Source organism: Vibrio jasicida CAIM 1864 = LMG 25398, assembly GCF_000400365.1.
Taxonomy (GTDB): Bacteria; Pseudomonadota; Gammaproteobacteria; order Enterobacterales; family Vibrionaceae; genus Vibrio; species Vibrio jasicida.
Genome location: NZ_BAOG01000053.1, coordinates 1 through 14,165 on the forward strand (window position 1 = coordinate 1; position 14,165 = coordinate 14,165).

Genomic DNA, 14,165 nt, shown 5'->3' on the forward strand with positions numbered 1-14,165 from the left:
TGTCTGGTTTGCTCAAGCCTTATGAAGCAGAAGAGCTGATCACTCGCATCAAAGCATCCTGTGATGTGCCACTAGCGCTTCACTGTCATGCAACGACGGGGTTATCAACCGCGACTGCTGTGAAGGCCGTAGAAGCCGGAATTGATATCCTTGATACCGCGATCTCTTCAATGAGTTGTACTTATGGCCATACGCCGACAGAAACTGTGGTAGCGATGTTGCAAGGTACAGAGCGTGATACCAACTTAAAACTGGACCAAATTGAGCCTATTGCGGCTTACTTCCGTGAAGTGCGCAAGAAGTACGCGAAATGGGAAGGGCAATTGAAAGGGGTGGATTCTCGTATCCTCATTGCTCAGGTTCCTGGTGGCATGTTAACCAACATGGAAGGCCAACTTAAAGAACAAGGGGCGGCAGACCGTCTTGATGAAGTTCTGGAAGAGATCCCACGCGTGCGTGAAGATCTTGGCTTTATTCCCCTAGTAACACCAACCTCACAGATTGTCGGCACCCAAGCCGTTATTAACGTGCTGACAGGTGAACGTTATAAGAGCATCACGAAAGAAACCGCAGGCTTATTAAAAGGTGAATACGGTGCAGCACCTGCCGCATTGAACGCCGATCTGCAAGCAAAAGTTCTTGATGGAAAAGAGGCGATCACGTGTCGTCCTGCTGATCTATTGAAACCTGAAATGGAGACGCTTACTGTCGATTTGATGGAGAAAGCACAGTCTGATGGTATCAAGTTGGCAAGTGAGCGTGTGGATGACGTATTGACGTATGCTTTGTTCCCTCAAGTTGGTCTCAAATTCCTTAAGAACCGTGACAACCCAGATGCGTTTGAACCTGCTCCAACGCTAGAGTCAGCGAAACCAGCAGCTCCGGTAACTCCAGTAGCAACCGGTGGTGTTGAGACTTATAGCGTTCGTGTGGATGGCCAAGTGTACGAAGTGGAAGTCGGCCCACAAGGACAGCTGGCGTCTGTTACTCCAAATGTTTCAGCAGCTCCAGTACAACCAAGTGCTCCCGTAGCTCCAGTAAATACTTCTGCGGAAGCAGTACCGGCACCGCTTGCCGGTAACATCTTTAAAGTGAATGTTCAGCCAGGCGCTGAAGTTTCTGAAGGGGATGTTCTGCTTATCTTAGAAGCGATGAAGATGGAAACCGAAGTTCGCGCGGCTCGTGGTGGCGTAGTGCAAGAGCTGAATGTGAAAGAAGGTGATGCCGTTACTGTTGGTTCACCGCTTCTGAGCTTAGCATAAGGGAGTATCATGGACGGATTGATGACCTTATGGTCAGAAACAGGGATCGCGAACTTTGAGTTCGGCCAAATCTGTATGATGTTGGTTGGTTGTGCACTGCTGTTTTTGGCGATCAAAAAAGGCTTTGAGCCATTGTTGCTATTGCCTATTGGTTTTGGTGCCATCTTGGCTAACATTCCAAATGCAGGCTTTACTGACCCAGGTGGCTTGCTTTACTACGTGTATTACATCGGGATCGAATCAGGTGTCTTCCCACTCTTGATCTTCATGGGTGTCGGTGCGATGACGGACTTTGGTGCCTTAATTGCGAACCCGAAAACGTTGTGGTTAGGGGCCGCTGCTCAGTTTGGTATTTTTGCGACACTATTTGGCGCGATTTTACTTAACTACGTTCCTGGTATGGAATTCTCCATGGCTGATGCATCGTCTATCGCCATCATTGGTGGTGCAGATGGACCTACGGCGATTTTCTTAGCAAGTAAACTGTCTCCGGACCTACTTGGTGCGATCGCCGTTGCGGCATACAGCTACATGGCGTTGGTGCCGATTATTCAGCCTCCGATCATGAAAGCACTTACGACCAAAGAAGAGCGTCAAATTAAAATGGCTCAACTGCGTCATGTCGGTAAGTGGGAAAAAGTACTGTTCCCACTTGCTGTGTTGCTGATGACAATTCTATTCCTGCCATCGGCTACACCTTTGGTTGGTATGTTCTGTTTAGGCAATTTGATGCGCGAAGCGGGTGTAGTGGATCGTTTATCCAAAACCGCTCAAAACGAGCTGATCAACATCGTGACCATCTTCTTAGGTCTTGGTGTCGGCTCTAAACTGCAAGCTGAACAGTTTTTGAATCTAGAAACACTTGGCATTCTGGGTTTAGGCGCAGTGGCATTCAGTATAGGTACTGGTGCAGGTGTTCTGATGGCGAAGCTTCTCAACAAGTTCTCGAAAGAAGACATCAACCCACTTATCGGTGCTGCGGGTGTTTCTGCGGTACCAATGGCAGCTCGTGTTGTGAACAAAGTTGGCTTAGAAGCGAACCCACAAAACTTCCTGTTGATGCATGCGATGGGGCCAAACGTAGCCGGTGTACTTGGTTCCGCAGTCGCGGCTGGTATCTTGTTAGCGCTAGTAGGCTAATCGTCTTGTTCGATTTTTGGTGGATACGCTACGACATAGAATTATCCACCAATTTACAAATTGACGATTAACTTCGGTAAACAAAATGGTTTATAGTCAAAGGGATGCTTTCGCATCCCTTTTTGTTTTCTCGCAGGGAATGGGCTATGGAACACAAACAGATAGTGATTACTAAGTTTGGCGATGCAGACGTTCTCGCCATTCAAACCGCACCAACACCCTCACCTCAAAAGGGTGAAATCCTCATAAAAGTCGCCTATTCAGGCATTAATCCTATCGACGTGAAAACGCGCGCGGGGTTAGGTTGGGCGGCCGCACAAAATAAAGATAACCTTCCTTGGGTTCCGGGGTATGACGTTTCTGGCAAAGTGGCGTCTTGTGGGAAAGGGACATCACGTTTTGAAGTCGGGGACGAGGTTGCTGGTTTCATTGGATTTCCAGCTCGTGGTGGTGGTTACAGCCAATACCTTTGTGTTCCTGAGTCAGCTCTCAGCCGTATTCCCAATTCAGTGACTTTAGAAGCTGCGGCTGCACTTCCTCTGGCAGGGCAAACGGCGGCTCAAGCATTAAGCAAGGCTAATGTTACTGAAGGCGACCGAGTGTTGATTCTCGCTGGTGCAGGTGGTGTTGGCCACATAGCGGTACAAATCGCCGTAGCAACCAAAGCCGAAGTCTTTACCACCTGCAGTGAGCGGAATTTAGACTACCTCGCGACGCTGGGAGCACATGCAGTGAACTATCAATTTGCGCCAGTGTCAGAACGTGTTGAAGATGTGGATGTGTTGATCGATCTTGTCGGTGGTGACGCCGCTTTAGATGCTCTGAAATGTTTGACTGATAACGCCCGAGTGATCACCGTTCCGACCATAACGGCTGAGTTGATTTGTGAGAAAGCAAAACTGCTTGGTTTTGATGCTAGTGGCATGCTGGTGGAGCCGGATCGTGAGCAGCTCGACACCTTACTTTATATGGTGGGGGTTGGTCTGCTAAAAACAGAAATTCAACATGTTTATCCGATGGACGAGGTTGTGGATGCCCACCGACAAGTTGAATCCGGACGGACACGAGGCAAGGTATTGCTTGATATGACATGCTAGAGGCATTTAATGCAGCCTTTGAAAATTTAGCACTATGGTTTTCTGACTCCGCATTATGGGTGTTGTTCATTACTGGATTTCTTAGCGCTACCCTCTTGCCGGGGGGCTCTGAAGCTGGATTGATCGCGACCCTCTCGTTAAACCAGTATTCCGCTACTTCCATCATTATTGTCGCCACGATTGGTAACACGCTTGGTGGATTGACCAACTATTGGCTTGGGCTTTGGATTCCAAATAAGACAAAAGATGAAAAACACGGCCATACGGCACTTAAATGGCTGTCCAAGTATGGATATTGGGGATTGTTCTTTAGCTGGTTACCAGTGATTGGTGACCCGCTATGTTTAGCGGCAGGATGGTTAAGGATGAAATTTCTGCCGTGTATGGTTTTGATATTTTTAGGCAAAGCAGCAAGGTACTCCTTGTTAGCCGCCATCTATCTCGGTTTATTTTAAGGAAAGCGCATGAGAATGTTTTGGGTAAGCGCGTGCTCACTGTTGGTGATCACGGGCTGTGCATCAAACGCCCCAGTATCATCATTGCCTGATGGGGTTACTTTCGTCGAAGCGTCGAAAGCAGAAGAAGGCAAAGTTAAAATTCCATACCAGAAGTATCAACTAGACAACGGTTTAACGGTGATTCTGGCACCAGAGGATTCCGATCCACTTGTGCACGTTGATGTGACATACCATGTTGGTTCTGCACGAGAAGAAATTGGTAAATCTGGTTTTGCTCACTTCTTCGAACACATGATGTTTCAAGGTTCAGAGAACGTTGGTGACCAGCAACACTTTAAGATCATTACTGAAGCGGGTGGTACTTTAAATGGTACAACTAACCGTGATCGCACTAACTACTTTGAAACTGTCCCAGCTAACCAACTTGAGAAAATGCTGTGGTTAGAATCGGACCGCATGGGCTTTTTGCTTGATGCCGTTTCGCAACACAAGTTCGAGATCCAGCGCTCAACAGTAAAAAATGAACGAGCCCAGCGCTACGACAACCGTCCGTATGGTTTGATTTGGGAGCGTATGGCTGAAGCGCTTTATCCTGAAGGTCATCCATATTCATGGCAAACCATTGGCTATGTGGAAGATCTCGATCGTGTTGACGTGAACGATCTGAAAGCCTTCTTCTTGCGTTGGTACGGTCCAAACAATGCTGTGGTGACGATTGGTGGCGATATTGATGTTGAACAGACGCTTGAGTGGGTGAACAAATACTTTGGCTCTATCCCTCGCGGCCCTGAGGTCGATAATGCGCCGAAACAACCAGCGAAGCTGGCAGAGAGTAAGTTCATCACGCTGGAGGACCGAATCCAACAGCCAATGGTAATGATTGCTTGGCCAACCACTTACAGCGGTGAAGCAAGCCAAACTTCGTTAGACACACTTTCTAGCGTATTAGGCAGCGGCACCAACAGTGTGCTCTACCAAGATTTAGTGAAGACACAAAAAGCAGTGGATGCGGGTGCATTCCATGATTGTGCTGAGCTGTCTTGTAACTTCTATGTTTACGCGATGGGCGATTCTGGTGACAAAGGGGACCTGTCAAAGCTTTATGATGAATTAATGGTATCGCTGAACAAGTTTGCGAAAGATGGCGTGACAAAAGACCGTCTTGACCAACTAAAAGGTCAAGAAGAAGCGAATGCGATCTTTGCACTGGAAAGCGTTAAAGGCAAGGTGACGCAACTTGCTTCCAACCAAACGTTCTTTGGCCAGCCTGATTTGATTGAGAAACAGCTTGAGCAGATCCGTGCAGTAACACCAGAATCAGTAGAAAAAGCTTACAGCGACTTTATCCAAGGGAAGAACAAAGTTACTTTGAGTGTGGTGCCAAGAGGGAAAACAGAATTGGCAGTGAAACCTGCTACATTTGTCACCCCAAAACGCACATTACCTGAATACCAAAAGATCACGGATGACCAGTTAGCCTACCGTCGTGCGACTGACAACTTCGATCGTTCTGTTCAGCCTCCGGTTGGTGCTCCAGTCGAAGCAACCATGCCCAAGCTTTACGACATCCATTTCAATAATGGTTCAGAGTTACTTGGTACGGTGAGCAATGAAACGCCAACTATGATGATGCAGTTCAGTCTCCCGGCAGGGACGCGTTTTGTTGAAGAAGGCAAGGAAGGTCTGGCACAGCTGACCGCTGCGATGCTGCAAGAAGGCACAACGCAACACAGTGTGGAAGAGATTCAAGCTGAGCTTGATAAATTAGGTAGTGTTATCTCTGTTGATGCGACGGGCTATACGACTGACATCAGTGTGTCCACACTAGAGAAAAACCTAGCACCAACGCTCAAGATTGTTGAAGAGATGTTGTTGTCGCCTGCATTTAAAGAAGAAGACTTTGAACGAGTGAAAATGCAAGCGTTAGAAGGCTTAGTTTACGAACATCAAAAACCAAGCTGGATGGCCGCGCAAGCCAGCCGCCAAGTTTTGTACGGTGATTCAACTTTTGCTCGTCCAAAAGAAGGCACCAAGGCCGGAGTAAAGGCGCTAACACTAGACGATGTTCGAGACTTCTACGCGAAGCACTATACACCGCAAGGAGCGCAGATCATTGCGGTGGGCGATATCGATAAAGCAGACGTAGAAAAACAACTGACGTTTTGGTCTAACTGGAAAGCAGAAGCAGCACCGTTGTATTCTCCGCAAAAAGTAAACCCTTTGGGTAAGCAACAAATTCACCTAGTGGATAAGCCTGGAGCGCCACAAAGTGTCGTGATGCTCGTACGCCAAGGTATGCCTTACGATGCGACTGGTGATTTTTACCTAGGTCAGCTAGCGAACTTTAATTTGGCGGGTAACTTCAATAGCCGTATCAACCAAAACCTTCGTGAAGACAAAGGCTACACTTATGGTGCTTATGGTTATTTCTCCGGTAATGCGGAAACTGGCTCGGTTGTTTTCACTGCACAAGTGCGTGCGGATTCAACGGTTGCGTCTATTATCGAGATGGAGAATGAGTTGAACGAGTTCTCACAATCGGGCATGACTGACGATGAATTGAAATTTATGCGCCAAGCGGTCGGTCAAAAAGATGCGCTGAAATATGAGACGCCAACACAGAAAGCGAAACTCATCAGTGATATTTTGAAATACGACTTGGATAAAGACTATTTACAGCAACGAAACGCTATTGTTGAGAAAGTTGATAAGCAGACTCTCAACGCTCTAGCCGAAAAATGGTTTGACCCGAACGACTATCAAATCGTGGTTGTCGGGGATGCAAAATCCCTTCGCCCTCAACTAGAAAAGTTAGGGAAAGACGTGGAAGAGCTTGAAATCATTCGATAGAGTACACATTTAATAGCGGAGAGGAGACTCTCCGCTATTCGTTTCTAACTAGATAAATGACTTTTTGATGGGTTATTTATCTAGATGGATTATATATCAATAACTTAGCTTTCACTTGCCACGCTTGGCGAGTGTCCTGCTCCCAATATAAGCGAACCTCATTTTGACTGATTTTGCTGCGCGACTAAAACAAGTTGCATCAAACCCAGAAGTATTTAAGCAGTTTGGACGCGGTGTTGAGCGAGAAACTTTGCGCTATCGTCAGGATGGACACCTAGCAACAACACCTCATCCAGAGGGTTTGGGCTCAGCGTTCACAAACAAATGGATCACGACAGACTTTTCAGAATCTCTACTGGAATTCATTACGCCTGTATCACATGATATCCCTGAATTGATCGGGCAGTTGAAAGACATCCATCACTTCACTCAAACCAAAATGGGTGAAGAGAAAATGTGGCCACTTTCGATGCCATGTTATGTAGGCACTGAAGATGATATTCAGCTAGCTCAATATGGCTCATCAAACTCAGCAAAAATGAAAACGCTTTACCGTGAAGGTTTAAAACGCCGCTACGGTAGCTTAATGCAAATTATCTCGGGGGTGCACTTCAACTTCTCTTTCCCTGAATCGTTCTGGGATGCACTACATGGAGAGCAAGATGAAGAAGCTCGCCAAGAAACGAAATCCGCAGCGTACTTTGCTCTAATCCGTAACTACTACCGTTTTGGTTGGATGATCCCGTACTTCTTTGGAGCGTCACCAGCATTGTGTGGCTCGTTCATTCAAGGACGTGAAACTGATCTGCCATTTGAGAAAATTGGCGGGACGCTTTTCTTACCAAAAGCAACCTCTCTGCGTCTGAGTGATCTCGGTTACACCAACAGCGCGCAAAGCGTGCTTAAGATTGGCTTTAACAGCATTGAACAGTATCTTGAAGGCTTAAGTGACGCTATTCGTCGTCCATCGGATGAGTTTGCAGAGATTGGTGTGAAAGTGGATGGCGAATACCGTCAATTGAACTCAAACATTCTGCAAATTGAGAACGAGCTATACGCTCCAATTCGTCCTAAGCGTGTCACGCAAAGTGGTGAAAAACCATCTGAAGCTCTGACACGAGCGGGTGTTGAATACATTGAAGTCCGTTCTTTAGACGTAAACCCATTCAGTGCGGTTGGCGTGAGTGAGGAACAAGTTCGATTCTTGGACCTATTCCTAACATGGGCAGCGCTTTCTGACTCTGACCCTATGGATAACTGCGAGCTTGAATGCTGGCGTGATAACTGGAACAAAGTTATTGTTTCTGGTCGTGAGAAAGGTTTGATGCTGCAAATCGGTTGCCAAGGCGAGCGTTTATCTCTGCAAGATTGGGCGCACAGTGTATTCGCTGATCTTCGTCAGATTGCGGTTGAAATGGACACCGCGACTGGTGGTAATGCGTACCAAGCGGTTTGCGACAAACTGGAGTCTTGGATTGACGAGCCTGAGCTTACTATCTCTGGTCAATTGCTTGAGCTGACCAAAGAGCACGGCGGTTTGGGTAAAGTGGGTTGTGCGCTTGGTATGAAGTTCCGCGAAGAAAATCTAGCACATAGCTATGAGCAATACTCGGCAGATGCGATGGAAACTGAAGTCGCGACATCGGTAGAGAAACAAAAACAAGCAGAGCAAAGTGACACGTTATCCTTTGATGACTTCTTAGAAGATTACTTTGCTTATCTAAAACAATAATCAGCAGTAAGGGCAGGGATTGGACATTAAGCCGTTAGTGGTGTCTGTGCTTGGAAGCGTAATGTTAGCCGGTTGTGCGACAGCGCCCCCAAAGCAACAAGACAACCTATGTGAAATATTCCGAGAAAAATCTGGTTGGTATGAAGATGCCAAAGACATGGAAGAAGAGTGGGGTACGCCGATAAACGTGGCGATGGCGATCATCAAGCAAGAAAGTAGCTTTCGTCATGACGCTCGACCACCAAAGGATTACGTTCTCGGCTTTATTCCATGGGGGCGCGTAAGTAGCGCTTACGGTTATGCTCAAGCTCAAGACCCTGCTTGGGAAGATTTTCAAGATGCGACGGGTCAAGGTGGTTCACGTACTAACTTCGACGACTCAATGATGTTTGTCGGTTGGTATACCCATGAGACTCGTCGTCAATTAGGCATCTCATTGTGGGATCCTTACAAGCAGTACCTTGCTTATCATGAAGGACGTGGTGGATATAAGCGCGGAACCTATAATAGCAAGCCAAGCTTGTTAAAGGTTGCAAGACGCGTTGAGCAAACCGCAAAGACTTATGGCTGGCAGCTGAAGCAATGTCGTCAGGAACTAGAAGACAACAGCAGCTGGTTCTTTTAACCCCCTAACGAATTCATTTGGACTGGGGGAATGAATAGAAATCAATGCCAATACTCTTGAGTATTGGTCGTTACAATCAGGAGAGATGTAATGCCTTTATTAGACAGTTTTACCGTAGACCACACTCGCATGAATGCACCTGCAGTACGAGTGGCTAAAACGATGCAAACCCCTAAAGGGGATACCATCACGGTATTCGACTTGCGCTTTACTGCCCCGAACAAAGACATCCTTTCTGAGCGAGGAATTCACACGCTAGAGCACTTGTATGCGGGCTTTATGCGCAATCATCTAAATGGTGAAAGTGTTGAGATTATTGATATTTCACCAATGGGCTGTCGTACAGGTTTTTACATGAGTCTAATCGGTACGCCTTCAGAGCAGCAAGTGGCTGACGCTTGGATTGCAGCAATGGAAGACGTATTGAAAGTAGAAAACCAAAACAAGATTCCTGAGCTGAACGAGTACCAATGTGGTACAGCGGCAATGCACTCTCTGGATGAAGCGAAGCAAATTGCAAAGAACATTCTAGAAGCGGGGGTTGCGGTGAATAAGAATGATGAGCTGGCACTACCAGAATCAATGCTGAAAGAGCTACGTATCGACTAACTTAGCTTTTCGTTCAGATAGCTGAAAACATAAGAGCCTGACAGTGTCAGGCTCTTTTTCTTTGCGATTTAAGGCGTGATATTTTGTTCACACTTAGCTGTTTTTCTTCAGCTTTGGATACACTTTTACAAGCTTGATACGGTTCTCTTCTACTTGAACAATTTCCATTGGGTGCCCAGAAACTTGCACACTCAAATGGCTTTGAGGAATATCTTCCAGATGTTCAAGGATCAAGCCATTGAGGGTTCTTGGTCCGTCAGTTGGCAGTTTCCACTTCAAACCTTTGTTGATGTCTCGAATATTTGCACTGCCCTCAATTAAGAAGCTACCATCACCTTGCGGTGTGATCTCTTCGGACAAGCTCGGTGCGATTGATGTGGTAAACTCACCAACGATCTCTTCCAGAATATCTTCTAACGTCACTAGTCCGTTAATGTCGCCATACTCATCGACAATCAAACCGATACGCTGTTTATTACGTTGAAACTTCAACATCTGTACGTTCAGTGGCGTGCCTTCAGGAATGTAGTACACCTCATCGGCTGCGCGTAGCAGTGTCTCTTTGTTGAACTCGTTCTTCTCTAGCATTAAGCGATAAGCTTCACGCAGACGCAGCATACCAACCACTTCATCAATCTGGTCACGGTACAGCACAATACGGCCATGAGGAGAGTGAGTCAGCTGACGAACGATAGATTTCCAATCGTCATTGATGTCGATGCCAGTGATCTCATTACGAGGCACCATGATGTCATTCACTGTGACGTGCTCTAGGTCCAAAATAGACACCAGCATGTCTTGGTGACGACGAGGAATGAGGCCGCCAGCTTCATTTACCACGGTACGCAACTCTTCTGAGCTAAGGTGGTCTTCTGTGGTGTGATCGGCTTTTACGCCGAGTAAACGGATAAAGCCGTTAGTAATAAAGTTCACCAACATGACGAGTGGTGACAGTACCTTCATTAAAATAGTAAGAAGGATGCTGCTCGCATAAGAGACGCGCTCCGGATAGAGCGATGCGATCGTTTTCGGTGTCACCTCTGCAAAAACCAGCACCACCATAGTGAGAGCACCAGTTGCAATTGCGACCCCTAAATCGCCATACAAACGCATACCTAAAATGGTTGCGATAGCGGAAGCGAGGATATTAACGAGGTTGTTGCCGATAAGGATCAGGCCAATAAGGCGATCTGGGCGGTCGAGAAGCTTTTCGACTCGCTTCGCCCCTTTATGCCCATTATTGGCTAAGTGCTTTAAGCGGTAACGGTTCAAAGACATCATCCCTGTTTCTGAACCGGAGAAATAACCTGATATGACGATAAGACACGCGAGTAGCGCAAATAAGATACCCGTAGATATGTCGTCCAAAACGCAGCAGTTCCTTTTATGTGTTTGGTTAATTTATGACCGAGCTAGGTCATGAAGTCAATGGAATAAGGGGTACTCTATTTTATTTGCTCGGCAATATAAAGGATAAGGAGCACAAGGCTCCTTATTAATTGCATTTAATCGATGGAAAGTATCAACTTAAGATGATCTCTTTCACGAAGCGACTACCAAAGTACGCCAAGGTCAACAAAGTCGCACCTGCAACCGCAAACCAAGTCACTTTTTTGCCTCGCCACCCTTTACGGTAGTGACCCCAAAGCAGAATTGAGTACACAATCCAAGCGATGAAAGAAAGGATTCCCTTGTGGGCTTTACCTTGAGCAAACATATCTTGTACAAACACAAAACCAGTAATCAGCGTTGCCGTGAGCAACAAGTTACCAATCAAGATAATTTTGAATAGCTGACGCTCTACCATCATGAGTGGCGGTAAGTTTGGATTGATTGCGAGTGATTTTTTCGTTTTAAGTTTGTGATCAAGCCAAGCTAACTGGAGTGCGTAGAGTGCACCAATGGTCAACGTGGCGTAAGAGAAGAGTGCGAACGATATGTGAATAAGTAACTTAGGATCATTTTCTAAATGTCTAATAAATGTGCTTGGTAAAAACGTTGCTGCAGATAAATTGATAGCAGCAAAACTGTATACCACAGGCAACAAGAACCATAAGCGATTCTTAAGCATTGCCACACTCATGACCAAAGAAATAATAAAACTTATTAGCGAAGCAACATTAAGAATACTGAGGTTTTGCCCTGAGCCGTCAAATATCAGGTCACTCAGAATCCAAGCATGAAAAACAAGCGCACATGCCGCACTGGCAAATACGGTTTTGACTTTGATTCCTGACTGCTGAGAGAGTCCAGGTATGATGGTCGCTATCGCCAAAACGTAAAGTATGGCGGCCGCGATGGCAATTAAGCTATCCATGAATCCTAAGAGTTATTGTGCACGATGCTAAAAATTATACCTTGCATTACTCTTTGGGGCTACGGTAGATCCTTCATCAATCACGAGAGATGAGATATTGAAATTAACAAGTTAGCCCTCAAGTTAATGATAAGAGCAGTGTTCGGGTATGACTGTGACGTTGGCTAAGGTATACTCACACTAATTAATCGCCATTTTAGCGAAGAGACAAAGATGTTTGAGAATTTAACGGATCGATTATCCAAAACGCTGAAAAATATCAGTGGCAAAGGTCGTCTGACCGAAGACAACATTAAAGAAACCCTACGTGAAGTGCGCATGGCGCTTTTGGAAGCGGACGTTGCCCTTCCTGTTGTGCGTGAGTTTGTTAACCGCGTTAAAGAAAAAGCGGTGGGCGTAGAAGTTTCTAAATCGCTGACTCCGGGTCAGGAATTCATCAAGATCGTTCAAGCAGAGCTTGAAGGTGTAATGGGTGAATCTAACGAAGCCCTAAATCTAGCAGCGCAGCCGCCAGCCGTTCTTTTAATGGCGGGCCTACAAGGTGCGGGTAAAACCACATCGGTAGGTAAGCTTTCTAAGCTTCTAAAAGAGCGTGATAAGAAGAAAGTCTTGGTTGTGTCGGCCGACGTTTACCGTCCTGCGGCAATCAAACAGCTAGAAACTCTAGCATCAGACATCGGCGTCGACTTCTTCCCATCGTCACCAGATCAAAAACCACTTGATATTGCGAATGCCGCGATCGACCACGCGAAGAAGAAATTCTATGACGTGCTTATTGTCGATACCGCAGGTCGTTTGGCTATCGATGAAGAAATGATGGGTGAGATTAAAGATCTTCACTCTGCTATTAACCCGGTCGAGACACTGTTCGTTGTTGATGCAATGACAGGTCAAGATGCGGCGAACACAGCGAAAGCATTCGGTGATGCGCTACCGCTAACCGGTGTGATTCTGACTAAAGTGGATGGTGATGCACGTGGTGGTGCGGCGCTATCGGTTCGTCATATCACGGGTAAGCCAATTAAATTCCTCGGTGTGGGTGAAAAGACTGACGCACTAGAACCATTCCACCCAGATCGTATTGCATCGCGTATTCTAGGCATGGGTGATGTACTGTCTCTGATTGAAGACCTACAACGCAATGTCGACCAAGACAAAGCAGAAAAACTAGCGAAAAAGTTCAAAGAGAAGAAAGGTTTTGACCTTGAAGACTTCCGTGAGCAGCTAGGTCAAATGCAAAACATGGGTGGCATGATGGGCATGCTAGACAAATTGCCAGGTATGTCTCAATTGCCGTCAGACGTGAAAGACAAAGTTGATGACAAGATGTTCAAGCAAATGGAAGCGATCATCAGCTCAATGACAATGAAAGAACGTCAACGCCCGGAAATCATCAAAGGCTCACGTAAAAAACGTATCGCAGCAGGCTCGGGTGTTCAGGTACAAGACGTTAACCGTCTGCTTAAGCAGTTTACCCAAATGCAAAAGATGATGAAGAAAATGCAAAAGGGCGGCATGAAAGGCATGATGCGCAACATGCAAGGCATGATGGGCGGCGGTATGGGTGGAGGCGGTGGCTTCAATCCATTTGGTCGTTAAACGATTGCCTAGACTTTAGTTTCAGGGTGTTAGCTACATCACAAACTTGAATTTCAATTTATGTTGGTGAAAAAGTAACTAAATACCTTGCATTGCTTCGGGATAAGAGTAAAATTCCGGAGCTTTATTTTGGCACGAGACCCCAGATTGTTCAGTTTTATGGATGATTATTGGGGTTAATTTTATTTTTGAGAAAGCAAAGAGGACGACATGGTAACCATTCGTTTGGCACGTCACGGCGCTAAAAAGCGTCCATTTTATCAAATCGTAGTAGCGGACAGCCGCAACGCTGCAACTGGCCGTTTCATCGAGAAAGTTGGTTTCTTCAACCCAACTGCTAAAGGTCAAGAAGAAGGTCTACGTCTAGACCTAGACCGCGTTAACCATTGGGTTGGTCAAGGCGCGTCTCTATCTGACCGCGTTGCTAAGCTAGTTAAAGACGCTCAAAAAGCGGCTTAATTCTTTTAAGAAGTAGA

The 14,165-nt window shown here is 46.2% G+C and carries 12 protein-coding genes; 10 read left to right on the forward strand and 2 right to left on the reverse strand.

Annotated elements, in window-relative coordinates; translation table 11 throughout:
* The 8 genes from VJL_RS14280 to luxS form a co-directional block, all read left to right on the forward strand.
* Window positions 1-1,262, forward strand: a 1,262-nt coding sequence (locus VJL_RS14280; protein ID WP_038878893.1) for a pyruvate carboxylase subunit B, incomplete at its 5' end; no start/stop codon positions are given.
* A gap of 9 nt (window positions 1,263-1,271) precedes the next feature.
* Complete coding sequence (locus VJL_RS14285) at window positions 1,272-2,402, forward strand: sodium ion-translocating decarboxylase subunit beta (RefSeq protein ID WP_038870452.1); 1,131 nt, start codon at window positions 1,272-1,274, stop codon at window positions 2,400-2,402.
* 146 nt (window positions 2,403-2,548) lie between these two features.
* Window positions 2,549-3,499: an NADP-dependent oxidoreductase gene (locus VJL_RS14290; RefSeq protein ID WP_038878895.1), complete on the forward strand. Its 951-nt coding sequence runs from the start codon at window positions 2,549-2,551 to the stop codon at window positions 3,497-3,499.
* Window positions 3,493-3,954 carry a YqaA family protein gene (locus VJL_RS14295; RefSeq protein ID WP_038870456.1) on the forward strand — a complete coding sequence of 154 codons (462 nt, stop codon included), beginning with the start codon at window positions 3,493-3,495 and terminating at the stop codon, window positions 3,952-3,954. Before VJL_RS14290 ends, VJL_RS14295 begins: the two co-directional genes overlap by 7 nt.
* Window positions 3,955-3,963: 9 nt before the next feature.
* Complete coding sequence (locus VJL_RS14300) at window positions 3,964-6,807, forward strand: M16 family metallopeptidase (RefSeq protein WP_038870458.1); 2,844 nt, start codon at window positions 3,964-3,966, stop codon at window positions 6,805-6,807.
* Window positions 6,808-6,970: 163 nt separating this feature from the next.
* Window positions 6,971-8,539, forward strand: a complete 1,569-nt coding sequence (gene gshA, locus VJL_RS14305) for a glutamate--cysteine ligase (RefSeq protein ID WP_038878898.1) — start codon at window positions 6,971-6,973, stop codon at window positions 8,537-8,539.
* Between the two features lie 19 nt (window positions 8,540-8,558).
* The gene (locus VJL_RS14310) at window positions 8,559-9,164 is read left to right on the forward strand and encodes a transglycosylase SLT domain-containing protein (protein ID WP_164492027.1); all 606 of its coding nucleotides are present in this window, start codon (window positions 8,559-8,561) and stop codon (window positions 9,162-9,164) included.
* 90 nt (window positions 9,165-9,254) lie between these two features.
* A complete protein-coding gene (gene luxS / locus VJL_RS14315) occupies window positions 9,255-9,773 on the forward strand; it encodes an S-ribosylhomocysteine lyase (protein WP_038870464.1) in 519 nt (172 codons plus the stop codon).
* Between the two features lie 93 nt (window positions 9,774-9,866).
* Here luxS and VJL_RS14320 read toward each other — a convergent pair whose 3' ends face one another.
* A complete protein-coding gene (locus tag VJL_RS14320; RefSeq protein ID WP_038870466.1) occupies window positions 9,867-11,141 on the reverse strand; it encodes an HlyC/CorC family transporter in 1,275 nt (424 codons plus the stop codon).
* 154 nt (window positions 11,142-11,295) lie between these two features.
* Window positions 11,296-12,090 (reverse strand): cytochrome C assembly family protein, encoded by a 795-nt coding sequence (locus tag VJL_RS14325; RefSeq protein WP_038870467.1) that lies wholly within the window; start codon window positions 12,088-12,090, stop codon window positions 11,296-11,298.
* Between the two features lie 213 nt (window positions 12,091-12,303).
* On the opposite strand from VJL_RS14325, the gene ffh reads away from it, so the two are divergent.
* Together ffh and rpsP are read left to right on the forward strand one after the other, a co-directional pair.
* A complete protein-coding gene (gene ffh / locus VJL_RS14330; protein ID WP_038870469.1) occupies window positions 12,304-13,689 on the forward strand; it encodes a signal recognition particle protein in 1,386 nt (461 codons plus the stop codon).
* 210 nt (window positions 13,690-13,899) lie between these two features.
* A complete protein-coding gene (rpsP, locus tag VJL_RS14335; protein WP_005438039.1) occupies window positions 13,900-14,148 on the forward strand; it encodes a 30S ribosomal protein S16 in 249 nt (82 codons plus the stop codon).
* Window positions 14,149-14,165 lie beyond the last annotated feature (17 nt).

What these genes read in the sequence shown, in the direction of transcription:
- VJL_RS14295 (WP_038870456.1), top strand. Translation starts at nt 3,493, where the DNA reads ATGCTAGAGGCATTTAATGCAGCCTTTGAAAATTTAGCACTATGGTTT.
- rpsP (WP_005438039.1), top strand. Translation starts at nt 13,900, where the DNA reads ATGGTAACCATTCGTTTGGCACGTCACGGCGCTAAAAAGCGTCCATTT.
- VJL_RS14285 (WP_038870452.1), top strand. Translation starts at nt 1,272, where the DNA reads ATGGACGGATTGATGACCTTATGGTCAGAAACAGGGATCGCGAACTTT.
- VJL_RS14300 (WP_038870458.1), top strand. Translation starts at nt 3,964, where the DNA reads ATGAGAATGTTTTGGGTAAGCGCGTGCTCACTGTTGGTGATCACGGGC.
- luxS (WP_038870464.1), top strand. Translation starts at nt 9,255, where the DNA reads ATGCCTTTATTAGACAGTTTTACCGTAGACCACACTCGCATGAATGCA.
- ffh (WP_038870469.1), top strand. Translation starts at nt 12,304, where the DNA reads ATGTTTGAGAATTTAACGGATCGATTATCCAAAACGCTGAAAAATATC.
- VJL_RS14290 (WP_038878895.1), top strand. Translation starts at nt 2,549, where the DNA reads ATGGAACACAAACAGATAGTGATTACTAAGTTTGGCGATGCAGACGTT.
- VJL_RS14325 (WP_038870467.1), bottom strand. Translation starts at nt 12,090, where the DNA reads ATGGATAGCTTAATTGCCATCGCGGCCGCCATACTTTACGTTTTGGCG.